Source organism: Fructilactobacillus sp. X2R5C3 (genome assembly GCF_059901325.1).
In genome coordinates this window covers 114,176-140,182 of the sequence record NZ_JBWXUY010000002.1, presented here as the reverse complement: position 1 = coordinate 140,182, position 26,007 = coordinate 114,176, and the positions used below count along the sequence as shown (strand labels likewise).

The 26,007-nt window shown below is 36.6% G+C and carries 27 protein-coding genes; 5 read left to right on the top strand and 22 right to left on the bottom strand.

What is annotated here, in order from left to right; translation table 11 throughout:
* Positions 1-26: 26 nt before the first annotated feature.
* Positions 27-905 carry a YitT family protein gene (locus AC6UDE_RS03705; protein WP_500696644.1) on the bottom strand — a complete coding sequence of 293 codons (879 nt, stop codon included), beginning with the start codon at positions 903-905 and terminating at the stop codon, positions 27-29.
* A gap of 101 nt (positions 906-1,006) precedes the next feature.
* The gene (aspS, locus tag AC6UDE_RS03700) at positions 1,007-2,785 is read right to left on the bottom strand and encodes an aspartate--tRNA ligase (protein WP_500696643.1); all 1,779 of its coding nucleotides are present in this window, start codon (positions 2,783-2,785) and stop codon (positions 1,007-1,009) included.
* 348 nt (positions 2,786-3,133) lie between these two features.
* Here aspS and AC6UDE_RS03695 point away from each other — a divergent pair, with 348 nt between their 5' ends.
* Positions 3,134-3,985 carry an N-acetylmuramoyl-L-alanine amidase family protein gene (locus AC6UDE_RS03695; protein ID WP_500696642.1) on the top strand — a complete coding sequence of 284 codons (852 nt, stop codon included), beginning with the start codon at positions 3,134-3,136 and terminating at the stop codon, positions 3,983-3,985.
* 13 nt (positions 3,986-3,998) lie between these two features.
* Positions 3,999-4,847 carry a fructosamine kinase family protein gene (locus AC6UDE_RS03690; RefSeq protein ID WP_500696641.1) on the top strand — a complete coding sequence of 283 codons (849 nt, stop codon included), beginning with the start codon at positions 3,999-4,001 and terminating at the stop codon, positions 4,845-4,847.
* On the opposite strand, the gene AC6UDE_RS03685 is transcribed toward AC6UDE_RS03690, so the two are convergent.
* From AC6UDE_RS03685 to AC6UDE_RS03640, 10 genes are all read right to left on the bottom strand, one after another.
* Positions 4,836-5,468 (bottom strand): HAD-IA family hydrolase, encoded by a 633-nt coding sequence (locus AC6UDE_RS03685; protein WP_500696640.1) that lies wholly within the window; start codon positions 5,466-5,468, stop codon positions 4,836-4,838. The two genes, AC6UDE_RS03690 and AC6UDE_RS03685, sit on opposite strands and share 12 nt — an antisense overlap.
* Before the next feature lies 1 nt (position 5,469).
* Entirely contained in the window at positions 5,470-5,925 is a 456-nt protein-coding gene (gene dtd, locus AC6UDE_RS03680; RefSeq protein ID WP_500696639.1) for a D-aminoacyl-tRNA deacylase, read from the bottom strand.
* A gap of 6 nt (positions 5,926-5,931) precedes the next feature.
* On the bottom strand, positions 5,932-8,157 hold the full coding sequence (locus tag AC6UDE_RS03675; protein WP_500696638.1) for a RelA/SpoT family protein: 2,226 nt from the start codon (positions 8,155-8,157) through the stop codon (positions 5,932-5,934).
* A 6-nt stretch (positions 8,158-8,163) separates the two neighbouring features.
* Positions 8,164-8,907, bottom strand: a complete 744-nt coding sequence (locus AC6UDE_RS03670) for an RsmE family RNA methyltransferase (protein ID WP_500696637.1) — start codon at positions 8,905-8,907, stop codon at positions 8,164-8,166.
* Positions 8,908-9,864: a 50S ribosomal protein L11 methyltransferase gene (prmA, locus tag AC6UDE_RS03665; protein WP_500696636.1), complete on the bottom strand. Its 957-nt coding sequence runs from the start codon at positions 9,862-9,864 to the stop codon at positions 8,908-8,910.
* 36 nt (positions 9,865-9,900) lie between these two features.
* Positions 9,901-10,224 carry a hypothetical protein gene (locus AC6UDE_RS03660; protein WP_500695594.1) on the bottom strand — a complete coding sequence of 108 codons (324 nt, stop codon included), beginning with the start codon at positions 10,222-10,224 and terminating at the stop codon, positions 9,901-9,903.
* 152 nt (positions 10,225-10,376) lie between these two features.
* On the bottom strand, positions 10,377-10,763 hold the full coding sequence (locus tag AC6UDE_RS03655) for a VOC family protein (RefSeq protein WP_500693823.1): 387 nt from the start codon (positions 10,761-10,763) through the stop codon (positions 10,377-10,379).
* Positions 10,764-10,860: 97 nt separating this feature from the next.
* Positions 10,861-11,223, bottom strand: coding sequence for a hypothetical protein (locus AC6UDE_RS03650; RefSeq protein WP_500696635.1), 363 nt, complete (start codon positions 11,221-11,223; stop codon positions 10,861-10,863).
* Positions 11,224-11,243: 20 nt separating this feature from the next.
* Positions 11,244-11,558, bottom strand: a complete 315-nt coding sequence (locus tag AC6UDE_RS03645) for an acetyl-CoA carboxylase (protein WP_500693825.1) — start codon at positions 11,556-11,558, stop codon at positions 11,244-11,246.
* Positions 11,551-12,849: a Y-family DNA polymerase gene (locus tag AC6UDE_RS03640; protein WP_500696634.1), complete on the bottom strand. Its 1,299-nt coding sequence runs from the start codon at positions 12,847-12,849 to the stop codon at positions 11,551-11,553. The genes AC6UDE_RS03645 and AC6UDE_RS03640 overlap by 8 nt, the downstream gene beginning before the upstream one ends.
* 129 nt (positions 12,850-12,978) lie before the next feature.
* Between AC6UDE_RS03640 and AC6UDE_RS03635 the strand changes: the two genes are divergently transcribed.
* Both AC6UDE_RS03635 and AC6UDE_RS03630 read left to right on the top strand, forming a co-directional pair.
* Entirely contained in the window at positions 12,979-13,428 is a 450-nt protein-coding gene (locus tag AC6UDE_RS03635) for a sunset domain-containing protein (protein ID WP_500696633.1), read from the top strand.
* Entirely contained in the window at positions 13,425-14,207 is a 783-nt protein-coding gene (locus tag AC6UDE_RS03630) for a DNA/RNA non-specific endonuclease (RefSeq protein WP_500695589.1), read from the top strand. The genes AC6UDE_RS03635 and AC6UDE_RS03630 overlap by 4 nt, the downstream gene beginning before the upstream one ends.
* Positions 14,208-14,252: 45 nt before the next feature.
* Here AC6UDE_RS03630 and pnuC read toward each other — a convergent pair whose 3' ends face one another.
* A complete protein-coding gene (pnuC, locus tag AC6UDE_RS03625; protein ID WP_500693829.1) occupies positions 14,253-15,017 on the bottom strand; it encodes a nicotinamide riboside transporter PnuC in 765 nt (254 codons plus the stop codon).
* Between the two features lie 294 nt (positions 15,018-15,311).
* On the opposite strand from pnuC, the gene AC6UDE_RS03620 reads away from it, so the two are divergent.
* A complete protein-coding gene (locus AC6UDE_RS03620) occupies positions 15,312-15,581 on the top strand; it encodes a hypothetical protein (RefSeq protein ID WP_500696632.1) in 270 nt (89 codons plus the stop codon).
* A gap of 812 nt (positions 15,582-16,393) precedes the next feature.
* Here AC6UDE_RS03620 and AC6UDE_RS03615 read toward each other — a convergent pair.
* The 9 genes from AC6UDE_RS03615 to rbfA form a co-directional block, all read right to left on the bottom strand.
* The gene (locus AC6UDE_RS03615) at positions 16,394-16,879 is read right to left on the bottom strand and encodes a GNAT family N-acetyltransferase (protein WP_500695587.1); all 486 of its coding nucleotides are present in this window, start codon (positions 16,877-16,879) and stop codon (positions 16,394-16,396) included.
* A gap of 29 nt (positions 16,880-16,908) precedes the next feature.
* Positions 16,909-18,747: a translation elongation factor 4 gene (gene lepA / locus AC6UDE_RS03610; protein WP_500693832.1), complete on the bottom strand. Its 1,839-nt coding sequence runs from the start codon at positions 18,745-18,747 to the stop codon at positions 16,909-16,911.
* A 115-nt stretch (positions 18,748-18,862) separates the two neighbouring features.
* Positions 18,863-20,008: a molecular chaperone DnaJ gene (gene dnaJ / locus AC6UDE_RS03605; RefSeq protein WP_500696631.1), complete on the bottom strand. Its 1,146-nt coding sequence runs from the start codon at positions 20,006-20,008 to the stop codon at positions 18,863-18,865.
* A gap of 97 nt (positions 20,009-20,105) precedes the next feature.
* Positions 20,106-21,965, bottom strand: coding sequence for a molecular chaperone DnaK (gene dnaK / locus AC6UDE_RS03600; protein ID WP_500693834.1), 1,860 nt, complete (start codon positions 21,963-21,965; stop codon positions 20,106-20,108).
* Between the two features lie 39 nt (positions 21,966-22,004).
* On the bottom strand, positions 22,005-22,586 hold the full coding sequence (gene grpE / locus AC6UDE_RS03595) for a nucleotide exchange factor GrpE (RefSeq protein ID WP_500696779.1): 582 nt from the start codon (positions 22,584-22,586) through the stop codon (positions 22,005-22,007).
* Positions 22,583-23,626, bottom strand: coding sequence for a heat-inducible transcriptional repressor HrcA (gene hrcA / locus AC6UDE_RS03590; protein WP_500693835.1), 1,044 nt, complete (start codon positions 23,624-23,626; stop codon positions 22,583-22,585). The genes grpE and hrcA overlap by 4 nt, the downstream gene beginning before the upstream one ends.
* Positions 23,627-23,716: 90 nt before the next feature.
* A complete protein-coding gene (gene ribF / locus AC6UDE_RS03585) occupies positions 23,717-24,667 on the bottom strand; it encodes a riboflavin biosynthesis protein RibF (protein WP_500696630.1) in 951 nt (316 codons plus the stop codon).
* An 8-nt stretch (positions 24,668-24,675) separates the two neighbouring features.
* Complete coding sequence (truB, locus tag AC6UDE_RS03580; protein ID WP_500695581.1) at positions 24,676-25,587, bottom strand: tRNA pseudouridine(55) synthase TruB; 912 nt, start codon at positions 25,585-25,587, stop codon at positions 24,676-24,678.
* Positions 25,588-25,649: 62 nt separating this feature from the next.
* Positions 25,650-26,003 (bottom strand): 30S ribosome-binding factor RbfA, encoded by a 354-nt coding sequence (gene rbfA / locus AC6UDE_RS03575; protein WP_500693838.1) that lies wholly within the window; start codon positions 26,001-26,003, stop codon positions 25,650-25,652.
* Positions 26,004-26,007 lie beyond the last annotated feature (4 nt).

The following is a 26,007-nucleotide window of genomic DNA, read 5'->3' as shown; positions in this document are numbered from 1 at the left end:
AAACCGGGACACTCTAACTTAATAAGCTATTTTCGCTTCTTTTCATAGAAATTCCCTAGTACCTTATCAACATCCACAACCACTCCAAATGAATCTGGATCAGATTCATTTAAAGCCGCTTCAAATTCGGTCATTTCATATCGTGAAATTGAGGTGAACAAAACCGACTTTTTTTTATGGTTATAGGCTCCCTCAGCATTATGAATAATCGTAATACCTCTCCTAAGGTGATTTTGAATACTATCAACCACCGTCTTAGGACGATCAGTAACTACCATTACTTGCACGATTTGTTGCCTTGTATATGCCAGATCCATCGCTTTCGCGTTAACTAGGACTCCAATTGCTGAATAAAAGGCATAGGGCCAACCATAAAAGAATCCCGCTGATAAGATGATAAAAGTATTGAATATCAGATTAATTGTCCCAATTGATTTACCGGTTTTACGTTGGATAACAATTCCTAAGATATCTAACCCACCAGTAGAAATCCCATTTTTAAGCGACAGACCCACTCCAAATCCGTTAATGGCACCACCAAAGATAGCACAAATCAATGGATCCGTTGTCAGAGTCAGTGGCTGTAATATTTTGATCATAACACTGGCAACCACAACGGAAACGAACGTAAACATGGTAAACTGATGACCAATTTGTTTCCAAGACAAAATAAACATTGGAATGTTCAGTAAGAAAAGTCCCAAAGCAGCTGAAATTGTAAATGGAAAATACCGTTCTGTAAGAGTATCCAATAGCTGTGCAAAACCGGTAACTCCTGAAGAATAAATGTGTCCGGGAGTCCAAAAGAAATTCATCGCAATTGAAACCATGATTCCGTACACGAAGGCGGTCGAGAACTTAGATATGTACTGATGTCGCTTTAAAATTTTCTGTACGTCGTCCATTTAAGTAACCCCTGATCATTTAGAAATTCATAACTAGTATACCATTCCAAAATTTAAAAAAAATAAAAAGTTGTGGGGTTACCACAACTTTTAGCTAATATTTAATTATCCCTTTTATCAACTGAAATGCCTAATTCATCTAACTGTTTGTCAGAAACAGGTGTAGGAGCACCAGTCAATGGTTCAACTGCCTTTGAATTCTTAGGGAAGGCAATTACATCTCGAATATTACCACGATGTGCTAATAACCTAGCAAAACGATCTAATCCAATTGCCAAACCACCATGTGGTGGAAAACCATAATCTAATGCTCTAAGGAAATACCCAAATTGATTCTCCGCACTTTCCTTAGTAAATCCGAGGGCTTTAAACATCTTTTCTTGAAGATCACGGGTATGAATACGAATTGATCCTCCACCAAGCTCCAGTCCATTCAGAATAATATCATAACTTTGAGCATGCGCTTTGTGGGGATCTTCTCCATCATTTAGGTAATGTTCGTCACCTACATTTGGCATCGTAAATGGATGGTGAGCAGCAACCCAACGCCCAGCACCCTCATCATATTCAAATAGTGGCCAATCAACAATCCAAAGGAAATTATACTTGTCTTCTGGAATCATATTTAACTCATTGGCAATGGCAACCCGGAGGTATCCTAAAGTATCAGCCACTACCTTACTCCGATCAGCAGCAAATAATAACAAGTCACCGTCTTTTGCCCCAGTGGCTTTTTTAATTTTACTTACCATTTCTGGATCTTTAAAGAATTTAGCGATTGGGCCAGAGAATCCATCATCAGTGACTTTCATCCATGCAAGTCCCTTAGCGCCAAAACGCTTTACGTATTCACCGTACTTATCAATATCTTTTCTTGAAAATTTTGCTGCACCACCAGGAATAGCAATGGCTTTAACCTGACCACCATCTTTAATTGCTGAATCAAATACCTTAAAGTCGGACCCAGTAACTACGTCCGAAAGATCCTTTAATTCCATCCCAAAGCGAGTATCCGGTTGATCTGTACCAAATCGGTCCATTGATTCCTGCCAAGTAATCCTCTCAAAGGGCAAATTAACATCAACGTCAACCGTATCTTTCATGACTTTTTTAATTAATCCTTCTGTGATTTCCTGAATTTCTTCAGCAGAAAGAAATGAAGTCTCCATATCAATCTGGGTAAATTCTGGTTGACGATCACCCCGTAAGTCTTCATCTCTGAAGCACCGTGCAATTTGATAATAGCGATCAAATCCAGCTCCCATCAGTAACTGTTTAAACTGCTGCGGAGACTGAGGTAATGCATAAAATGATCCCGGATATACTCTTGATGGGACTAGGTAGTCTCTTGCTCCCTCTGGAGTTGAAACCGTTAGATCTGGGGTTTCAATATCGATAAATCCATTTTCGTCAAAATACTTGTGAGTAGACTGTAAGATCCGATTCCGGATCAATAATCCCTTTTGCATCACTGGACGTCTAAGATCAAGATAACGATACTTTAATCTTAAGTCATCAGACGCATTGATATCATTTTTGATTTCAAATGGGGTTTGCTTGGAGGTGCTTAAAACCTTAGCGTCAGAAACATCAACTTCAACTTTTCCGGTATGGATATCCGGATTAATTTCTTTTTCTGCTCTAGCAACCACTCTTCCTTTAATCTGGATAACATACTCATTTTTAACTGATTCGGCTACTTTAAAGGCTTCTTTGCCATTTTTTTCATTAAAAACCAACTGAACGATCCCAGCACGATCACGTAAGTCAATAAAAATAAGACTTCCCAAGTTACGCTTTTTAGCAACCCATCCATCTAAGACTACTTCTTGATCTAAATAATCCTCGTTAACGTTTCCAGCATACGTTGTTCGCTTCATGTACTAATCTTCCTCTCATTTAGTTGAGTCAAAAGCATAAAAAAAGCGCACCATGTAATCACAAGGGCGCAATTAGCACGGTACCACCTTTTTTAGTTTCTTTTGTTTATTCATTTTACCTCGATGCGTCTTTACCATTTATAGGACACGCCCTCTCAGCACTTGGACGTTCTCTTCAGACCACTAAACGGTTACTATTCATCGTCAACAGTATTTTAAATCACTTTAAGACTAATAAAACCCACATAAATTGTCAAGATTCTAGTGAGTATTTTTATTATATGCTTAAACAAAAAGACAAAAAGTTATACTATTATGAGTAATCGTATCATTAATGAGGTCGAAAAGATGAATATAAATTTATACATAAAAAATAAACGCGGTTTTTACACTACTTTGATAATTGTGGGCGTAACCTTGATTATCCTTTTAGTTATGTTAATAAAAAATAATGTCAGTATTGGCTTTAATAACCTGGACATAAAATCCGGTCCAGGGATTGAATATCGTACGGTCAAAACCATTAACCGAGGAACTAGACTTCAAATTCTAAGTGAAAAAGACAACTGGTACAGAGTTGTATATCAAAATCAAAAGATTGGTTGGGTACCTACTTGGTTAGTCAATAATCGTAAGCTTAATAAAGCCACTAAACTATCAGAAACAACCATCGTCTTAGACCCTGGTCATGGAGGAAGTGACTCGGGTGCACTATCAACCAGCGGGCAAAAAGAAAAAAACTACACCCTTAAACTAGCCCAACAAGTCGCAAATAAGCTGCGTAATCGTGGTGCGCATGTTATCATGACAAGGGATTCAGATAAGACGGTTAGCCTATACAAACGACCCGATTTTTCAACTGATAATCATGCCAACCTCTTCGTGAGTTTCCATTTTGATTCATCCAGTACCGATAACACCGCAAGTGGATTTACCAGCTACTACTATCATTCAGGAAAATCAAAACAACTGGCATCTGACATCAATTCCAATATGGATGATGTTCCCCTTAATAATCGTGGTGTCCAAGTTGGTAACTATTTAGTGATTAGGGATGTCTCAATCCCATCGGTTTTACTCGAAATGGGATACATTAATAATGACCATGACTTTAGTAAGATTAAAAATGCTAGTTACCAAAATCTCGTTGCAAATGATGTAACCAATGGAATCAATAATTATGTAAACAAGACTTATTAGAAGGGAGTTTACTATGAAAAAATTAAATCAAGATTGGATTACTCAATTACCATTAAAGAACGTTGAATCGTTAACTCCGGTTTCAGGCGGAGACATCAATGACTCGTACCAAGTTAAAACTCCAGATAAAACTTACTTTATGAAGGTCCAGCCTAATCGTGGAAAAGTATTCTTTGATCATGAAGTTGAAGGAATTCACTTGTTATCGAAAGCGGCCAACGTACCAACGGTAGTAGCATCTGGTGAAATTGATGGTGACGGCTTTTTAATCCTAGACTGGATTGACGTTGGTTCTGGAAACCAATACGATCTTGGCAAAATGGTCGCAAACATTCATAAAATTCATAACGATCAGTTTGGATTAGACCAAAACTTTGATGCTGGAAAAATACCAAAAAATAACACCTGGCAAGACACTTGGCAAAAATTCTACGTCGAACAACGAATTGATCCGTTGGTAAAAATAGCAAAAGAAAAAGGCCGCTGGAATGATTCCAGAGACCAACATTATCAAGTTATGAGACAACAAATTATTGACTACTACACAAAACATCCCAGTACCCCAAGCCTGCTCCACGGAGACCTCTGGTCTGGAAATGCTATTTTTACAGCTAATCATGAGCCGATGTTAATTGATCCAGACGTTTATTTCGGCGACCGTGAATACGACCTTGGTGTAACAACCGTCTTTGGTGGATTTAACCGCGATTTCTACCGCGGTTACAATGACACCTATCCAATTGAACCGGGTTTTGAAAACCGGGTCGGTTGGTACCGCTTCTATTACTCACTAATGCACGTTGTATTATTTGGGGAGACATTTGGACCCTTATTAGACGGCGTGCTAAGCTCATTTAATTAAACTTAACATATCGTTAAAATCATGAACTACGTAATCTGGGTCTCCTGATTCAGCAATTACGTAGTCAGGATCGAAAAGGATGGTTTTAATTCCTGCATTATGACCTGCATCAACATCCAAACGTCGATCACCAATCATAAAAGTATCAGAGCGATCTAAATTCATCTTTTCAATTAAATAATTCAAAGACCCCGGATCAGGTTTCCTTTTAAAAGACTGTTTGCTGGTAACAAAACCAGTAAACAGTCTTTTTAAGTCAAAATGATCAAGTAGAATTAATGCTTGGTCATCTCTATGAGTTAAAAGTCCGTTCTTTCCATCCGTTTTTAAAACTTTTAACAAAACAGATTGAACCCCTTTAAATGGCTTTGCTAACATAACTTCATCAACTTCAAACTTTTTATAGTCTTTTAGAAATTGATCTCGATTAAGATTAAATTCAGCGCAATATTTGGTCTCAGCCGAGCCCAATGAATGAACTCGCATATCTTCGTAGATTGACTCAGGATCAAAGTCAACATCACTCACTCCATTCTCAGCTAACGCCTTACAAAACGAAGTCACCATGTACGGGTAAGTATTAAAAAGTGTCCCATCAAAATCCCAAACTGCATTTGTCATGTTAAATCTTTCCTTTTTTCTGATAATTCAAAATAAATGTGGCAGGACCATGGTTCTCTAAATCAACGTTCATATCGGCACCAAACACGCCAGTTTCAACTTTCAATCCGATCTCTCTGAGTGCGTCATTAAACTTTTCGTAAATGAGTTTAGCGTGCTCAGGATTACCAGCTCCAGTGAAAGCTGGACGATTTCCCTTTTTGGTGTCAGCAAGCAATGTAAATTGCGAAACAGAAAGAATTGAGCCGTTAACTTGCTGGATGTTTAAATTCATTTTGCCATTCTCATCTTCAAAAATCCTTAGATGAGCAACCTTATGAACAAGATGATCAATTTCATCTTGTCCATCGGAATCTGTAACCCCAACTAAGATCATATATCCGTTGCCGATTTTCCCGTTTATTTTACCATCAATACTCACACTTGCATGATTAACTCGTTGAATTACTAATTTCAATCTTCTTCATCCTTCCGTTCGTTTAACTTCATAAACATCAGGAACAGCACTCACACTATCAATAATGCGATTTAGTTGTTGAATATTTCTTACGCCCACAGAGACCCGGATAGAAACAAGGTCCTCGTGAATGACCTTTCCTTCAACTGAATTCAAATTCTTAGTAGCAGAATTAACTCGTTTTAAGATATCGTTTAAAAGACCACTTCGGTTGTATCCCTGAATCTCTAAATCACTACTATAAGTAATAACGTTATTATCAATTTTACGCCAACTAAGATTAATAATTCGATTATTACCATTCTTTGCTTGAATTAAGTTGGGACAATTACTTCTATGAACTGAAATACCATTTCCCATGGTGATGTATCCCTCAATTTCGTCTCCTGGAACCGGATCACAACAACGACTGATATGAACTAATAGATTGTCAACGCCTTCAATCTTGATGTTATCTTCAGGTTTCTTTCCTTGTTCTGCGTCATCACTCTCATGTGAAATGGTTTTATGACCCTCTAATACATCACGCTCGGCATCTTTTTGTCTTTTTTTCTCAATTTCATCTTTTTCGGGTTCCAGTAAACGATTAACAACTCCGTTAGGTTGAATGTCACCAAATCCAATGGCAGCATATAAATTATCAATACTTGTATAATGCATTTCATTGATAACACGGGATAAATTGTCATCAGTTAGAATGGTAGTTGGATCAAATCCAGAATCGACAATTTCTTTTTCAAGTATTTCTTTTCCAGAATTAATGTCATCATCATGACTACTCCGTTTGAAAAATTGCTTAATCTTATGCTTAGCACGACGCGTTTTAACCATGTCCATCCAGTTCTTGCCAGGGCCATCAGAACTACTTGAAGTGATAATATCAACAATATCACCATTCTTAATTTCATAATCTAGTGGAACTAATTTGCCATTAACTCGTGCCCCTGTCGTTGAATTACCAACATCAGTATGAATTGAGTACGCCATATCAATCGGAATTGACCCCTTGGGTAATTCAATAACATCACCTGATGGAGTAAAGGCATAAACTCGGTCGCTAAATAAATCCCCTTGGACACTATCCATGAAATCAGAGGCGTCCTCTGACTCTTCTTGAATTTCAATAATCTTTTTAAAAAGATTGAGTTGAACATTGTTTTTATTACTTTTAACTTCGTCCTTTTGCCCTTCTTTATAAGCCCAGTGAGCAGCAACACCATACTCAGCAATTCGATGCATTTCTTCAGTTCGAATTTGAATTTCAAGAGGTTTACCTTCAGGACCAACAACTGTAGTATGCAACGATTGATACATATTAGGTTTGGGCATTGCAATGTAATCTTTAAACCGATCTGGAAACGGTTTCCATTCAGTGTGGATCGCACCTAAAACTGCATAACAATCCTTTACTGATTTCACAATCACCCGAACAGCCAGTAGATCATAGATTTCTTTAAAGTCTTTATGTTTGTCATGCATCTTCCGATAAATGGAGTAGATATGTTTAGGTCTTCCATATACCTCTCCTTTGATTCCCAGTCCTTTTATCGCTTGTTGCACCTTTTTTACAGCGTTATCAACATAGGCCACTCGCTCATTCCGCTTGGAATTCATCAAATCAACAATTTGATAGTAATCATCAGGCTTTAAGTAACGCAAAGAAAGATCTTCTAATTCCCACTTAATCGTTCCAATTCCGAGCCGATCGGCTAAAGGGGCATAGATATCTAAAGTTTCTTGAGCAATTCGCTTTTGCTTATCTGGGCGAAGAGCATCTAACGTTTCCATGTTATGCAATCGATCCGCTAATTTAACAATCATTACTCGAATGTCTTTGCACATTGCTAGTAATAGTTTCCGGTGATTTTCAGCAAGTTGTTCTTTACTCGATTTATACTTAATCTTACTAAGCTTTGAAACCCCATCAACGATTAATGAAACGTGTTTACCAAAAAGTTCAGTAACATCTTCAATCGTTGCACCGGTGTCTTCAACCACATCATGAAGAAAACCAGCCGTGATCGTTTCTGCATCCATATGAAGATCAGTTAAAATGCCTGCCACCTCAACAGGATGATTAATATAAGGCTGCCCAGAAGCACGTTCTTGCCCCTCATGAGCAATTTTGGCAAATTTATATGCTTTTTTTATCATTTGAACATCACTATCATCAAGATACTCAGAAGCATCACGAAAGATTTCTTGTGGTGTCCATTCTTTAATTTTCGACATTATATCCTACTCACCTTGTTTTAATTCTAATATAGTTGAAACGGCTGATAAAAAATATAAAGGCGCTGATTCAGTTCGCAAAATCCTCGGCCCCAATCCGACGGGAACAAAACCATCTTGCTTTAATTGTTCGATTTCTTTAAGTGAAATTCCACCTTCAGGTCCAAAAAAAGCGGTCAAGCTTTTGCCAGGCTTCATTTTCGACACACATTCATACAATTTACTGTTTTCACCCTGTTTAGCCGATTCCTCATAGGCCACAACTTTTTGATCACTACTAAGTTTTTTTACCGTAGTGATTGAATCGGTGTACTTCACCATTGGAATAACATTTCGGTGAGATTGTTCGGCAGCACTTTGAGCGATTTTTTGAAGTCTCTTAATCTTCTTAGGTGCCTTATTCCCCCATTTAGCAATTGACCACTCAGTAGGCACAAAAATAATCTCACTGACCCCCATTTCGGTTGCCTTTTGCGTGATGAGGTCGGCTTTGCTCGCCTTCGGGATTCCACAAATAATCGTTACTTTAACCGGAAGTTCAGTATTTTGACTAGTTACATCAACAATCTTAATTGTTGAGGACTTTTCATCAACTAATTCCCCAATATAAATAATATTTTGGCTAGAAACAAACTCCGCCTTGGTTCCAGCTTTTGCTCTCATAACCCCAACAAAATGATGTGTCACATCGTTTGGAAGTTTAACAATTTGACCCACTTTTAGTGGCTTATCTAAAAAGTAGTGTTGCAATTAATTAACCTCAATATCTTTCTTTGCAATTACTGATCGCCAATCATCCATACTTAAAACTTGATCAACCTTAAAATGATGTTTTTTTAGCGCGTCAATCACTAGCTCTAATTTATCGGCAATAATACCGGAAGTAATGAACACGCCACCTTCATTTAAACATTGTTCTGCTTGCGGGATTAACGGAATGATAATCTCAGCTAAAATATTAGCTACCACAATATCTGCTTTTTCATCGATTCCATTTAACAAATTATTAACACTAACGTTGATTCCCTCCATCCCAGAATTTAATTCAATGTTTTTTTCAGCTGATTTAACGGCCACCTTATCGACATCATAAGCATTTATATTGCCAGCACCAAGTTTCCTCGCTGCAATACATAGCACTCCAGATCCAGTTCCAACGTCAAACACTCTTTCGTTTCCTCTAATAACAATCTCAAGTGCTTGCATGGCAAGTTTAGTAGTAGGATGGGTGCCGGTTCCAAATGCCATTCCAGGGTCTAATTTTACCATCAACTCGTCAGAGCTTTTGACATCATAGTCTTCCCAACTTGGGACAACGGTTAAAAATCGTGTCACCCGTTCTGGATGATAATACTTTTCCCAGGATGTCGCCCAATCCTCATCTTTTACATCATGAACATTTATCACATTTTTACCAGGATTCAAACCGAACCGCGTTAAATCAGCAACTTTTTCATGAATCTTTTTTACGGTCGCATCTACCTCAATATCATCCTGAAAATAAGCACTTACTTTAGCGTTAACTAGATCGTTATCAGCTTTAGAATCTCCCAATTCATACTGATCCCAATTAGATTCTCGTTTTAAAACCTCATAATCATTTCTATCATTAATCTGAACTCCATTTGCTCCAAAGTCCATTAAAATATTAGCGACCGCATCAACTGCTTCGTGACTGGTTTCAACTGAAATCTCGACTAAGTTCATTGTTACCCCTCATTCTTTTTATAAAAAAAGCACCCGTTAATTGGATGCATTATTTTTATTGTCCTCAATTTTTTTAAGCTTCTGCTCGTGTTGTTTCAAATGACCAGCCAAATACTTAAGCAATCCTCGTTCTGTCTTAAAAATCCGAGGATGCTTTTGTTTATGCAATCGAAGATCAATTTCCTTAATTCTTTGTCGCCCTGTCCATCCATGGCCATAACGAATAATGAGCCGATTATTTAAATTATCTTTACCGAAGCGAAATACATAGACGTTATCTGGAGTAATTAACGGTCTGATATATGTTTTTTTGTAATGATATCCTTGATCGCGCAAAAATCTTTTAGTTTGATCTAACATATTCATCCTCCTCTCATATTTTTAATAAAACTCGTTCTTAAAACCTTTAGTCTATATCATAATGGAGATATATTTAATTGGCAAGCATCTAACTTCCAGCAAACAAAAAGACGTGTATCGCCACGTCTTAATATAAACATTCAAACTATAAACTAAACAATTTGACAGAATTCAATTTTTTCGTGGTTAGGCCCATAAATGTTAAAGAAACGAATTCCCTTATCCCAGAATGGACGAGTATCAATTTCATCTTCCTGAACATCTAAGCCCATTTTCTTAGCTTCTTTAAACGCTGCGTCAGCATCAGTAGTGTTTAATGAGATATGGTTAATAGCGCCATCTTTATCAGCAACTGGATCGCCCTCCCATGTCTCAATCATTAAATTGCCATACTTCATAAAAGCACAACGATTTCCTTGATACATGAATTGACCAGCTTTATCAAAACCTAACTTCTTATAAAAATCAATCGTTTCATCTAAATCTTTTGCTGGAATACCAACATGTTGGATGCCGGTAAAGTAATTACTAAGTGCCATAATAATTCTCCTTATGATATATTTTTCACCATATGTGAAATCTCTAACAACTACATTGTAAGACATTAATGATAAATAATAAAGCCATCATCCTAGTTTATTTTATTAATTTAGCACTCACAATTTCATTCCATTTAAGAATTTGGTCTCCCACAATTACTAAGTTCTTATAATACCCTTTCATCCTACCGATAATTTGTTCCACTTTTAGTTCGTTTTTGTCATAATAAGCATACTGTAGTTCCACTCTCAGTCGACTGACAAACGATTTGTGCAGAATTTCATCAATTTTTGAGTGATCCATCTGATCATCTAATTTTCTGGTTTGCTCATTATCCTTTTCTTTCTTTATTTGATTTAGTTTACTGGTATGATCTGATAAAAAATAACCCTGCCATTTTTTAATCCCACGATCATGATAATCAAACTTAAAAAAATCATGTACAGCTTCTTCGTTCATAACGTTCTCCTAACTTTAAGTTAATCTTGAATTTTCTTCTGTGAATCAGGCCAAACCATGTCATCAAAATTACGATAATAAATGGTTAACAGGTTATATTCAGTTACATAGTTAACTACCTTTTCTAAAAGTTCCAAGTCGTAATCAGAAATAACATAGATTGGTTGCGATCGCTCCTGTTGATACTTCTTCTTAGAACTCAAAAACCAATCGTACTCTTTATCAAAAGTGTTATTAACAATCATCATCCAGTAGCGGGTCTTAGGAATTCGCAAAAATAGATGATTAATATGGGATAAAACTTGATTCCCAATAAAAATCACATCATTACTCATAAGAATTGCCTCCATTGTGTCCGCCAACCAAATTAGATCTTGAAATTGCGGTAGCACCGACACACAAACTATTGGCATTTAATAAAGCCGTGTTACCAAACCGTTTTCGAATTTGATCACCGGTTTTATTTAACACATTTTGCTTAATCATATTTTGATTATCCTTAAATAGGTTTAATTGTTCTCCAACCTTATTTGAGAGATGACTGTAGTCAACTCCAATATTTCGCACAACTTCACCGTGCCAGTTTCTTTCAAACAATTCAATTAAATAACGACCAAGGTCATGATCATCATCTGTTGGTTCAACTTTCATTGACTGAGAAAAACCATTGCTACCAATAAGCTGTTTTATTGAAAAAGAAAAGCCAACCCATAACGTCACACATCCGGCTTGCAGTCCATGATTACGAATTCGTGAAGCAACCTGACTCGCAATTTCTCTAATAACAACTTCAATCTCATCCCGCTTAACGTAATCACGTGGAAGTACCTGAGAATTACTGTAACTTTTTTCTTTAGTATGCAGGGGTTGTCTCAAGTTACTTCGATCAATTCCCCATGCAGTGGCAAATAGCTGTAATCCAATGACTCCCATTTTTTCTTTCAACAGATACGGGTTAGCATGCGCCAATTCATACATATTATTAATATGAAGTCGCTTTAGATGGACTTTTGTTCTTTTTCCAATTCCCCAAACATCCGTTAATCTATTGATATTCCAAATCTTATCAGGAACATCTTCGTAATGAATCTCACCAATCAGGTCGTAATCATGCTTTGCATAAACGTCTAACGCTAGCTTAGCTTGAACGGGATTGTCACCAATCCCAACCGTTGTATACAGTCCTAAACGGCTTCTGACCTCCTCTTGAATTTTAAGAGCCACTTCCCTCAAACTACTACCAAACAATCTCCAAGTATGAGTCATATCCAATAATGACTCGTCAATTGAGTATGGCAAAATGTCATGTTCATCAGTAAATTCAGCAAAAATATCATTAATTTGTAGATTCTTTTTAATGTATAAGTTCATTCGTGGAGGAACAATCAACAACCTTTCATCATCAGGAAGATCACGCTGACGACTAACGTTGCTAATCCCAAATAACTTTTTTGCCATAGGAGAAGCTGCCAGTATTAATCCGCCATTTGTATTAGCTTGTTCCGACATAACCACCAAAATCGAACGAAGTGGATTAAGTCCACGTTTAACACTCTCACAACTTGCATAAAAAGACTTATTATCAATGAAAAAGTAAACACCATGAGGTTCATCATCATAATTCAAAATATCACCTACCCGAACATCTGTTCGTATTAAATATTACTATCTTTCATTTGCTTTGTAAATATAATTTTTTGCTTTTATTTTTTATGATATTCTAATTATATTAAGTAGAAACGGAGCATAATAACCATGCATCGAATCAAGAAAGCAATAATATTAATCGGCTGTACCTCATTACTATTCACTACTCCGGCAGTAATTCTGTCTGCTTCAAAATCTAGTAGATCAGAATTAATTTCCCAGAAAAAAGCACTCATTGAACAGAATCAACAACTATCAAAACAAATCAATCATACGGAAAATGATCTAAACAGTAGATATGTATCGATTAACCCAGTCTCAAATGTCAAAACAAACGACTCCGATACCTTAAAAACAAAACCTACACCAAAGCATCAAGATCAAAGTAATAGCAATGACATCAATACTTCAAACGCTCAGCGAATCGTTGGAAATAAAAATTCACACATTTATCATGTCCCTGGCCAAACGGGTTACAAAATTAACAGCCAAAACGTCATCTACTTTAATTCGGAGGCAGACGCACAAGCAGCTGGATATCGGAGGGCTAAACGATGAAAAAGTTCCTGCTATTTCCAATCATGGTATTATCCTTATTACTTGCTGGATGTTCACAACAAACCAATTCAAAAGAACATAAAAGCCCCCATGATAATGAAAGTACCCAGCAACTTGAAAAAAGCATTAATCAACTTCAAGGGCAAGTTGACACTAAAAGATCAAAGCTTAAAAAACTTCAATACCAATTGAAGCATGCACCAGATTTAAAATTAAGTGACTTAAATTACGACGGAAATCAAGAAGTAGAAGTTGATCACAATAATCCTAATTTTTCTACTGAAGAATTGCGTAATGAACGCCCCTGGTTACGATTTAGTAACCTTGATCATCTTAATCGAGCCACCGATGCTAACGGTATGTTAAACGTTAAAACAATGCCCACTAAGAAACGTGAACCACTTACCTTTAATCCCACTGGATGGCACAATAAACACACCAACAGTGGTTGGTTATATAACCGAAGTCATCTGATTGGTTACCAACTATGTGGTGAAAACAATAATCCCAAAAACTTAATAACTGGGACAAGGACGTTAAATTCCCCATTAATGCTTTATCATGAGGATGATATTGCTACTTATCTAAAAGAAAATCCAAATAACTACGTTAGATATCAGGTCACTCCGATTTATCGAAATAATGAATTACTTAGTCGTGGTGTCCAAATGAGAGCCCAATCAGTCGGAAGTAATCAAATTCACTTTAACGTGTACATTTTTAACGTCGAGCCAGGATACAATATTAATTATCAAACTGGATACAGTACCAAATCATAAAAAAAGGACAGTGACCATCTAGTCACTGTCCTTTCAATTTAAATATTAATGATTGGTTGGTTTCGTATGGAACCATGCAATGTTTTTGTCAAAGAAGCTTAACAAGTCATTACATAAGTACAAAATGTAAGTTAAGAATAACGTCCAATTGGCACCACCCTGATATGCAGTAATGCCCCACAGAATAATCGAGAAAATCCCCTGGGCAAGCCAGAAATAATAAGTATCCCGAAACCTTAAAGTCGTAAGTAAAGCACCAGTAATTCCAATTGTGGCCGCAAAACTATCTACAAAAGGACGAGGGCTATCACTGTATCCATGCTCCCAGGCATATAAAGCTCCTAATACTACAACAAAGAAAAGAGCTGTCAACCCCCAATTCATAAACGTTTTTTTAAGGTTACCCTTAACAGTCAATTTCTTAATATGTTCATCAACATTAGTAGCCCAACTAGGAATTAACAAGACCGGAATATCCAAAAGTACAATATATGTAGTTTGGAGAATAATATCATTGTAATTCTTAGCAGTGAATGCAACATAGATATAAATCAAAGCACTAATCAAACCAAAAATTCCATTTAATGGTTTCGTATTAGTAATTGAAATGGTAGTAGTAAATCCGAGCATCCCCGCTAACATCGTCATAATCGCAATAAACGAAAGTGGTTGTGTGACAGTTGATCCAGCAATGACTCCCAAACCAAATAGGAGCAACAAATAGCTTTTAAAGCTCCAACCTTTCATCTGATTGACATACCAATTAGGCTTTAATATGTCATAAGCCGCAATGTTGTTTTTCTCTGACATAAATAATCATCCCTTCGACAAATTTGAATTCACTTTTCATCATTACACACTTATAATCTCTAAACAAATTTGCTAACAACCCTAACTTTTATAAATTGGCCCAACATTGGTCCATAAAAAAATTTTTTTATTTTTATAGCTTCATTTTTTATTCGATCCTAAGAGAGAAATTGATAAAAAAATTCAAAGTGTGACAAATTAAGATAAATGTATCATTTATAAAATATAAAAGATATTGTAAATGCAAACAAAAAATATGTATAATGAATAATGAAGTATAAAGGAGGAAATAACATGCTAGTAAATGTCCCATTTGCAATCAAAGCCGATGGAGTTCATGATCTTAGAAAAGTTACCGTAAAAATGCCATCTGGTGAAAAAGTAGAATTAGACGCCGTCACCCTTGACGATATTGATCGTGATCATGAACATCTTTTAACCATTACAAAAGACGCTAAACATGAATTGGGAGCTCCTGGTGAAAGTATTTCCTTTGATGAATTCGGTGAAAAGAACTCATTCCCATCAAATAATACGGTTGTGTTCATGGCAATTCCAAAATAAAAAGAAGTACTACCTAACAGATAGTACTTCTTTGGTAAATAAGCATCATAATTATGAGAATTCCCTGGTAAAATTTCGTAAAGTGTGATTAAATATAGAGTGTAGATTAGAGAGGTAATAAATTTCTGTCACATTCTCAACATTCACATCAGCTAAGGCTTTCCACTCCTACTGCTTATTAGTCTTAGACACGTGTGCTCTTTTATTTCATAGATCTTTACTTATTAGATTGTTACTTCTCATAACTATGCTACAGTTCTTGAACCTCTCTAATCGTAGAAAGCACTCTATTTGAGTGCTTTTTTTGTACATTCAAATCCCCTGGCGTGAATTCTTTAATCTTTACCTTACTTTTACAGTATATTATATTAGCTGTTACTAATCAAGTATATAAGTAAAAAATATCAAAATATACTCCTTATAAGAGAACACAAAGACTAATCATAAAGCAATTTTTATCTTATAAAAAATTTTTCTAAGAAATTTTTACAATTATATTGTTTCCCATATCACATATCTTAACACCCATGACAACGGGATTAATAGTGGCAATTCATAATTAAAAACAAAGAACCCTTTCGTTTGATAGTTGGAAGAGTTAGTCATATCACTTCATTAGTGTACTCAATCCAATTGTGTAATCCATAACATTAACTAATGATTTTCATAATCATAATACCGGCATTTCATGAAATTTATTAACAATTAACGGAAAGAATAATATCATTTAAACTAAAAAACCACTATTCTATAATAGTGGTTTTTAATACTAAATAAAATAATAAATTTTAATTTTTAAAATATCATAATTATTATTTAAAAAGCGGTTCGTGGGCCATATTTACATGTTCAACATTTCCCTCCATGAAAACTTCTCCTTCTGGTCGAAAGCCAAATGAAGCATATAAATTTTCAACGTATTTTTGTGCCTCAATAATAATCTCTTTATGAGGATATTTTTCTTTAATAACCCTCATCACTCTCTGAACTAATTTTGTTCCCAAATGTTTCCCACGTTGTTCGGCAGAAACAGCAATTCTTCCAAAAGTTATATAGTAATCTTGTTTATATATTCGACCATAAGCAATAACGTGATTTTGATCGTTAAGCAAAAAAACATGCCATGCCTTCTTGTCATTATCATCAATATCCTGCAAAGTAATCTTTTGTTCTACTACAAACACCTCGCATCTCAGTTGATAAATATCAAATAATTCGTTCAAAGTTAATTGATCAAATGACTTTACCATCCACATATATTCACTTCCAATCATCAAATTTAACTTATTATAACCCATAATTGTTAGTATCAAAAAAGCGGCAACTACTATTTGTCGCTTTTTTGGTCTTCATCAGTTTGTAAGACAGCCATGAAGGCTTCTTGGGGAATATCAACCTTTCCAACCGCTTTCATCCGCTTTTTCCCACGTTTTTGCTTCTCAAGTAACTTCGCTCTTCGATCAGGGTCACCAGTATGAATTCTAGATGTCACATCTTTTCGATAAGCTTTAATATTAGTCCTAGCAATAATGGTAGCGCCAATTGCTGCTTGAATTGGAATTTCAAAATTTTGTCTTGGGATAATACTCTTGAGTTTTTTAACAATTTCGCGACTTCGGCCGGCAGCAAACTGTTTATGGGAAATAAAACTTAAAGCATCGACCTTATCACCGTTCAATAGAATATCCACTTTAACTAGATCACTTTGTCGATACTCAGATAATTCATAGTCAAGTGATGCATAACCATGCGTACTTGATTTTAATTTGTCGAAAAAATTAAAAATAATTTCCGATAATGGCATTTGATAAATGACATTCACTCTGGCATCGTCTAGATACTCCATCGTGACAAACTGACCACGTCGATCTTGACACATTTCCATCACAGCACCAACATAATCGTTTGGCACCATGATACTAGCCTTAACAAATGGTTCCTTAATATCCTTAATTGCTGATACATCTGGCATTTCAGATGGATTTTCAACTTCAAGTGTACTTCCATCATTTAAATCCACATGATAAGTTACTGATGGAGCCGTAGTAATTAAATCCAGCCCAAACTCGCGTTCCAGACGTTCCTGAACCACGTCCATGTGAAGTAATCCAAGGAACCCACAACGAAATCCAAAACCCAGTGCTTCAGACGATTCCGGCTCAAATTCAAGTGAAGCATCGTTTAGTTTAAGTTTTTCAAGTGCTTCCCTTAAATCACCAAACTTCGCATTATCAGTTGGATACAATCCAGCATAAACCATGGGAATCATTTCACGATATCCTGGTAGAGCTTTATCAGTTGGATTGTTTGCGTCAGTAACTGTATCGCCAACTCGTGTTTTAGTGATATCTTTAATGCTGGCAGTAATGTATCCCACATCCCCAGCCATTAAGTACTTTCGTTGAAGTGGCTTCGGCGAGTTAACACCAACTTCTGTGACTTCATATTCACTTCCACTGTTCATCAAGCGAATTTGATCCCCAGGTTTTACGACTCCATCGTACAAACGAACACTCAACACTACGCCCCGATAATCATCGTAAACTGAATCAAAAACCAACGCCTTAAGTGGACCCTCAATATTCCCCTTTGGAGCAGGAATTTTTTTAACAATTTCCTCTAATAAGTTCTCAACCCCGAGTCCAGTCTTAGCACTAATCTCAACCGCATCAGAGGTATCCAATCCAATCACATCTTCAATCTCTTTTTTAGTTTTCTCGGGCTCTGCTGAAGGCAAATCAATTTTATTAATGACAGGAATAATTTCAAGATCATCATCCAAAGCCAAATAAACGTTAGCTAAGGTTTGCGCTTGGACTCCCTGAGTGGCATCAACAACCAGTAAGGCACCCTCACAAGCAGCCAGACTCCTAGAAACTTCATAAGAAAAGTCTACGTGTCCGGGAGTATCAATCAAATGAAATACATAATCAATCCCATCCTTACCATGATAAGTTAACTCAACCGCATTTAACTTGATGGTAATTCCACGTTCCCGTTCCAAATCCATATTATCCAAAATTTGATCTTGCATGTCCCTTTTAGAAACAGTGTCAGTCAACTCCAAAATTCGGTCGGCTAAAGTTGACTTACCGTGATCAATATGAGCAACAATAGCAAAATTTCTCGTCCGGCGTTGCTTTTCCTTCATTTTTTTATAATCCACGATATTTTCCTACTTTCATTATTAATTCGTCCAAGTCGTTACTATTATTATAACAACCCGATATATGTATAACAAACAAATAAAGGAGCGGTTATTAAACCGCTCCTTTATTTGTTTATTTAAAAGCATCTTTCATTTTATCAAAGAAATTCTTGCCTTCTTCAACATTAGTATCACCACTAGCTTCAGCTAAAGCTTGTAAAGCAACTTTTTGTTTAGAGTTAAGTTTTTTTGGCGTCTGAACCTTAACTTTTACCATTTCGTCACCATTACCATTTCCATGAAGTTTAGGCGCACCCTTTCCTCTTAAACGGAAGACCGTCCCAGTCTGGGTGCCTGCAGGAATTTTCAAATCAACGTCACCATGAACGGTTTTAACTTTAATTTCTCCACCTAAACCAGCAGTGGCAAATGAAATTGGTTGATCAAAATAGATGGTAGATCCGTCTCTTCTAAAGTATTTGCTTTGAAGAACTCTAAAGATCACGTACAAGTCACCATAAAGACCGCCATTTTCACCGGCATCACCTTGACCCTGCATGTGCATTTGCTGTCCCTCTTCAACACCAGCAGGGACCGTAACTTCAAGAGAATGTTGTTTCTCAACTTTCCCAGTACCGCCGCAGGTTGGGCACTTCTCTTTAATTACTTTTCCAGTGCCGCCACAAACGGGACATGGTTCCTGGGTCTGCATCTGACCGAGCGGGGTATTAACCGTTTTAGTAACATAACCACTTCCATGACAGTTAGAACAAGTCTCTGGTTTAGTCCCGGGCTTAGCCCCAGTGCCATGGCAGGTCGGACAAGTTTCTTCACGATTATACTTAATGGTCTTCTTAGTCCCAAAAACAGCTTCATCAAATGTAAGTGTCATCTGATATTGCAAATCTCGTCCACGACGTGGTGCAGTTGGGTCAGCTTGACGACGTCTTCCGCCACCACCAAAAATATCATTGAAAATATCAGAAAAGTCACCAAATCCGGCACCTTGTCCGCCTGCACCAGCACCGGCTCCGCCACCAAAGCCTCCAAATCCTTGGGGACCATCAGCTGAACCATACTGGTCATAATTGGCTCGTTTCTTTTTGTCACCTAAAACTTCATATGCTTCGGTTATTTCCTTAAACTTTGCCTCTGCATCTGGAGCTTTATTAATATCTGGATGGTATTTTTTTGATAATTTTCGATAGGCATGCTTAATGTCATCTTCACTGGCGCTTTTGTCCACGCCTAATACTTTGTAATAATCTTTATTAGCCATTAGTTCGCCTCCAAGCTCAAATAATACAACAAAAAGCCAAAGCCCATCAAACTGACTTTAGCTTTTCATCAATTGTTAATAGCATCAATTGCAACAATTACTTGTTGTCATCATCATGAACTTCATGGTAGTCACCATTAACAGTATTATCATCATTTCCATTAGATGATCCACCGTTAGCATTATTTCCACCTTGTTGTCCTTGATCAGCTTGGCCTTGGTTTTGTTGATACAATTTAACCGCTAATGCTTGAACTTTTTCGTTCAAAGCATCCTTTTTAGTCTTCATTGCATCAGTATCGCCATCTTCTTTAGCTTTTTTGAGTTCGTCTTCTGCATCCTGAGCGGCTTTAATCTCATCATCTGAAACTTTGCCTTTAACATCTTTCAATGTCTTATCAGTCTGGAAGATCAATTGATCAACTTCATTATCTAGATCAACCTTGTTCTTCTTTTCCTTGTCGGCATCTTCATTTGCTTCGGCTTCTTTCATCATCTTATCGATTTCGTCGTCTGATAGACCATTGGAATCTTTGATGGTGATTTTTTGTTGTTTTCCAGTGCCCTTATCTTTAGCAGAAACATTTACAATTCCGTTTTTATCGATATCAAAGGTAACTTCGATTTGAGGAACACCTCTTGGTGCTGCAGGAATGTCAGTTAATTGGAATCGACCTAATGATTTATCATCAGCAGCCATTGGACGTTCACCTTGCAAAACATGAATGTCAACGGCCGTTTGATTATCAGCAGCAGTTGAGAAAGTCTGTGACTTGGAAGTTGGGATGGTTGTATTTCTATCGATTAACTTAGTGAATACACCACCCATCGTTTCAATACCAAGTGATAGTGGAGTAACATCAAGTAAAACAACATCCTTAACGTCACCAGTAATTACTCCACCCTGAATAGCTGCACCTAAAGCAACAGCTTCATCGGGGTTGATTGAATGACTTGGTTCTTTACCAGTCCACTTTTGAACTTCCTCTTGAACAGCAGGAATTCTAGTTGAACCACCATTAAGAATTACTTGGTCAATATCACTAGCTGAAAGTCCAGCATCCTTCAAAGCATTGTCTAAAGGAGCCTTAGTCTTTTCAACTAAGTCAGAAGTTAATTCGTTAAACTTAGCACGTGTAAGCGTGGTTTGTAAATGAAGCGGACCATTTTCACCAGAAGAAATGAATGGAAGTGAAATTTCAGTTTGAGTTACACCTGATAAGTCTTTCTTAGCTTTTTCAGCAGCGTCTTTCAAACGTTGTAAAGCCATCTTATCTTTCGAAAGGTCAACCCCATTTTCCTTCTTGAAGTTATCGATTAACCAGTCCATGATTCTCTTATCAAAGTCATCCCCACCTAAGTGAGTATCACCATTAGTTGAAAGAACTTGGAAGACACCGTCACCTAATTCAAGGACGGAAACATCGAAAGTACCTCCACCTAAATCATAAACCAAGATTTTTTCATCTTTATCTTTTTTGTCTAAACCATATGCAAGTGAAGCAGCCGTAGGTTCGTTAATAATTCTCTTAACATCAAGCCCAGCAATTTTACCAGCGTCTTTAGTAGCTTGACGTTGTGCATCATTAAAGTAAGCAGGAACGGTAATAACAGCTTCACTAACAGTGTCACCAATGTAATCTTCCGCATAGCCTTTAATGTATTGAAGAATCATAGCTGAAATTTGTTGTGGAGTATATTCTTTTCCGTTTGCCTTTACTTTGTAACCTTGCTCACCCATGTGACTCTTAATTGATACAACAGTATCTGGGTTAGTAATTTCTTGACGCTTAGCAACTTCACCAACTTGAATCTCGCCATCTTTAAAAGCAACTACTGATGGGGTCGTTCTTGATCCCTCTGGGTTGGTAATGATTTTTGGTTCATTACCTTCCATAACGGCTGCAGCTGAATTAGTTGTTCCTAAATCAATTCCAATAACTTTATTACTTGCCATAACTTAAACCTTCTTTTTATATATTTAATAACTATTTAATTACTGTGCCACTACTACCATTGCTGGTCTTAAGACCCGATCAGCAATTTTATAACCGCTTTGAAGTACCGATACTACGGTTCCCTTTGGATGTTCATCACTTGGAGCAACCGTTTGAACAGCTTGATGAAAACTAGGATCAAATTCCACTCCATTAGCATTAATTTCCGAAATATCATTATCCTTCAGAGCTTTTTCAAGATGTTGTTGGACCATTTCGATCCCCTTTTTGAGTTGCTTACCGTTTTCGTCAGAAACGTCAACGTCAAGAGCTCTTTTTAAATCATCCATCACAGGCACAACGTCTTTAGCAAGATCTTGTGCACCATACTTTGCTAAATCAGCACGCTCTTTTTTGTTTCGATTTTGAATGTTCTGAATCTCAGCTTCTGCTCGTAAGTAGTTGTCTTGAACTGAATCTAGTTGTTGATTTAGCTCATCAATCTTTTTTGCAGAATCATCTTTCTTGTCCGTTTTGACTTCTTGCTCTGACTTGCTCGATTCATCAACCTTTTCCGTTTTATCATCTAAATCTTTACTTTGCTTTTCCTTATCGCTCGCCATTTTGAACCTCCTTTTTATTTATCATAATTATCATAGTATCCATTGATTCGTTTCTGAAGTTCATCTTTAAACGCATCAACTAGACCCAAAACCTTAGGATAAGACATTCTGGTAGGGCCAATTACGGCAATCCTACCAACACCATGAATTCCAACATCATAAGTTCCAGAGATAATACTATAATTTTTCAATAAATCATTTCGTAGCTCAGAACCAATCATAACTGAAATGGGCTTGGATTCATTATCTAAAATTTTTGCCATATTCGAGTTATTTCCAAACATTGAATAAAGTGGCTTAATATTTTTTAGATCGTTCTTATCATCCATTGTATCCAATAAATTCATTCTTCCACTAACAAAGAAATGGTCTTTAAGCGATTTATTAATGACGTATTCAAAGGCTCCAACAAAGTTTTCTGAAGAAGTTAAATAGTGTCTAATTTCGTCAGGAATTGTACTTTTAAGTGCCTCTAAAACTTCCGGAATTGTCTTACCAAAAAGCTTGTCATTAACTAAATTAGTTACTTGAAGTAACTTATCTTCATCAATTTGGTGATTAGTTATAAAGGGCTGACTTTCAACTTGCCCATCATTCATCACCATAATTGCCATCACTTGGTGATCGGCTAACTTAATTAGTTGAAAATGTTGTAAAGTTTCGGTATTAGTCTGTTCTGGACTCAAAGTCATCGCGGTATAATCGGTCAAGCTGGACAAAATATCAGCAGATTGTTTAACAATATCATCAATTTGTTGAAATGTTCCTCCCAGAGCATTATGAATCAAACTTTTTTCTTCATTGCCAACCAGTACAGGATTAACCAAATTATCAATGTAATATCGATATCCTTCATTTGAAGGAACTCTTCCAGACGAAGTATGAACTTTTTGAATCAAATTTTGACCACTTAAAACTGCCATCTCATTACGAATGGTAGCCGAACTAACATTCATTGGGAGTTGATCAGCCAAGCGTTTTGATCCAATTGGAACACCATTGTTAGTATAGTCATCAACAATGTACTTTAGAATCATATCTTGTCTCTTTGTGAGCATTCTTACCACCCCTTTTAGCACTCTTTATTATCAAGTGCTAACGTACATTTATACCTTACCAAAGGTATTAAAGAACGTCAAGAAATAAGTTTACTGGTGAGAATTAATGTATTTCTTAAAATAAGATCGGGTGTTACTTTCATCAATTTTTAATTGATCAACCAACGGTTTCCGCCCCTGATATTTGACCTCGTCTCTCATTTTCGACAACCATCTAACTCTGACGTGATTACCATAGATATTTTGATCGAAATCCAAAATATTAATTTCTAAAGTAACTGGATTATCGTTTCCAAACGTCTCATTTTTTCCAATTGATGCCATCGCTTTGTACCACGTACCATTAACTTCAAGCTGGACCACATACACCCCAAGTTTGGGTAACTGCTGTTTTGCCGAATACTCAACGTTAGCAGTGGGAAAGCCTAATTCACAACCACGAGCAAATCCATGCACAACCACTCCGTCATTTTCGAATTTATATCCCAAAAGATCGTTAACCGTTTGAATATGTCCCTGTTCAAGATTTCGACGAATCCTAGTAGAACTAACCTTCTTGTCGTCCATTTCATCAGCTGCCACACTGACTACATCAAATCGCTCCCTGGCATATTGAGGGAGCTCCTTCATGCCCGCATTTTGTTCCCCATAAGTATGATCAAATCCTGCTATAACCGTATCAGCATTCAATCCAATCAAATAATTATCAACGAATTCTTGGGGATTTTGATTTTGAAAAGCAAAGTTGTAATTGATGACATAGACCACATCAACCCCCAGTTGCTCAAATAAATGTAATTTACGGTTAAGCGGGGTTAAATAACGTTTTTCATTTCCATCCAACTTCTTGTACACTAACGACGGGTGATGATCATAAGTTAAAATTGCCAAAGGAAGTTTTTTTTGTTTAGCAATTTGTTTAGCTTGATTAATCACTTTTTGATGTCCCAGGTGAACTCCATCAAAAAACCCCATGGCAATGACTTGGGGACGATTTTTTTCGTTCTTATCAAGTGGGTATGATAAATAATTGACTTCCATAATTTCCTCTAATCTAAATCAAACATTTTTTTGGGCTTATAATTATTTTCCTGTTCATTTCTATAATACAAAGCTCGATCAATATTATTATACTTTAAAACTATCACTTCATCTTGACAAGCGATCTCATCAATACTTAAAAAACCGCCATTTTGAACACGATTCCACTGCTCTTTATTAATCACAATAGTCTTAAAATCTTTAAGAGCATGTGAAATTGGAAAAACAACTTTATTGATTTGATTAGAATTCATGGCTTCTTTAATATCTTTAAAAGTTACTGTATCGCAAAGATTAAATCCACCACTTTTAGTCCGAGTTAAACTTGACATCACAGCTGGGATGCCAACTTTTTTTCCAAAATCAGTTGCCAAAGTTCTGATATAAGTTCCCTTTCCACACTTCACCTCAAAATTAAAGGTTTGGGTGTGAGTATCACGATTGTAGGAACTCGCATTGATACGAACAAATTGACTAACGTTAATTTGTCTTTTAGGCCGATCAACTTTCATACCAGCACGTGCGTACTCATATAACCTTCTTCCATTCACTTTAACAGCGGAAAACATGGGAGGAATCTGGGTCGAAATCCCCAAAAATGATTTCAAGACTTCGTCAATTTCTTGATCTGTGATTGGCTGAAAATCAAAATTAGTATCAATAATTTCACCATCTAAATCCTCGGTAGTAGTGGAAAAACCTAACGTAATTGACCCACTATAAACCTTCCCTGATTGCATTAAATAATCAACTACTTTAGTGGCATGGCCCAAACAAATCGGTAAAACTCCATCTACATTAGGATCAAGTGTGCCACTATGGCCCACTCTTTTTTGTCCAATAATGTGTCGAATCTTACTCACACAATCAAAGCTCGTCATTCCCCTAGGCTTATACAAAGGGATAATTCCAGTGACCAATTCACTCACTCCTGTACCATATACGCAAAAAAGACCGGAAATAAATATTTCCAGTCAATTTTTTACTTATTTTTTTTATTTAAATTATCAATCAAACGATCAATCTTACTTCCGTATTGAATGGATCCATCCCGTTCAAAATGAATCTCTGGAGTAACGTAGATACTTAACCGATGACCTAACTCGCCTCGAATTAAACCAGTTGCTTTATCCAAGCCCTTTTGAACCTTTTCTTGTTCAGACTTCTTGTCAGATAAACTACTGTAATAAATCGTAGCTTGTTGCAAATCACCAGTAACTTCAACACCAGTAATAGTTACTCCTTGAACTCGTGGGTCACGAACACGCTTAAGTAAAATATCGTCGACTTCTTTTTGAATTTCCTGCTGTAGTCTTCCAACACGATATTGTGCCATGACA

Coding starts and splice junctions, on each gene's coding strand:
- AC6UDE_RS03620 (WP_500696632.1), top strand. CDS start 15,312: ATGCTAGTAAATGTCCCATTTGCAATCAAAGCCGATGGAGTTCATGAT.
- dnaJ (WP_500696631.1), bottom strand. CDS start 20,008: ATGGCTAATAAAGATTATTACAAAGTATTAGGCGTGGACAAAAGCGCC.
- prmA (WP_500696636.1), bottom strand. CDS start 9,864: ATGAACTTAGTCGAGATTTCAGTTGAAACCAGTCACGAAGCAGTTGAT.
- ribF (WP_500696630.1), bottom strand. CDS start 24,667: ATGGAAGTCAATTATTTATCATACCCACTTGATAAGAACGAAAAAAAT.
- AC6UDE_RS03695 (WP_500696642.1), top strand. CDS start 3,134: ATGAATATAAATTTATACATAAAAAATAAACGCGGTTTTTACACTACT.
- AC6UDE_RS03630 (WP_500695589.1), top strand. CDS start 13,425: ATGAAAAAGTTCCTGCTATTTCCAATCATGGTATTATCCTTATTACTT.
- dnaK (WP_500693834.1), bottom strand. CDS start 21,965: ATGGCAAGTAATAAAGTTATTGGAATTGATTTAGGAACAACTAATTCA.
- AC6UDE_RS03685 (WP_500696640.1), bottom strand. CDS start 5,468: ATGACAAATGCAGTTTGGGATTTTGATGGGACACTTTTTAATACTTAC.
- AC6UDE_RS03645 (WP_500693825.1), bottom strand. CDS start 11,558: ATGAGTAATGATGTGATTTTTATTGGGAATCAAGTTTTATCCCATATT.
- aspS (WP_500696643.1), bottom strand. CDS start 2,785: ATGAAGCGAACAACGTATGCTGGAAACGTTAACGAGGATTATTTAGAT.
- AC6UDE_RS03650 (WP_500696635.1), bottom strand. CDS start 11,223: ATGAACGAAGAAGCTGTACATGATTTTTTTAAGTTTGATTATCATGAT.
- rbfA (WP_500693838.1), bottom strand. CDS start 26,003: ATGGCACAATATCGTGTTGGAAGACTACAGCAGGAAATTCAAAAAGAA.
- AC6UDE_RS03635 (WP_500696633.1), top strand. CDS start 12,979: ATGCATCGAATCAAGAAAGCAATAATATTAATCGGCTGTACCTCATTA.
- AC6UDE_RS03705 (WP_500696644.1), bottom strand. CDS start 905: ATGGACGACGTACAGAAAATTTTAAAGCGACATCAGTACATATCTAAG.
- pnuC (WP_500693829.1), bottom strand. CDS start 15,017: ATGTCAGAGAAAAACAACATTGCGGCTTATGACATATTAAAGCCTAAT.
- AC6UDE_RS03660 (WP_500695594.1), bottom strand. CDS start 10,224: ATGTTAGATCAAACTAAAAGATTTTTGCGCGATCAAGGATATCATTAC.
- AC6UDE_RS03690 (WP_500696641.1), top strand. CDS start 3,999: ATGAAAAAATTAAATCAAGATTGGATTACTCAATTACCATTAAAGAAC.
- AC6UDE_RS03655 (WP_500693823.1), bottom strand. CDS start 10,763: ATGGCACTTAGTAATTACTTTACCGGCATCCAACATGTTGGTATTCCA.
- AC6UDE_RS03675 (WP_500696638.1), bottom strand. CDS start 8,157: ATGTCGAAAATTAAAGAATGGACACCACAAGAAATCTTTCGTGATGCT.
- AC6UDE_RS03615 (WP_500695587.1), bottom strand. CDS start 16,879: ATGGGTTATAATAAGTTAAATTTGATGATTGGAAGTGAATATATGTGG.
- hrcA (WP_500693835.1), bottom strand. CDS start 23,626: ATGCTCACAAAGAGACAAGATATGATTCTAAAGTACATTGTTGATGAC.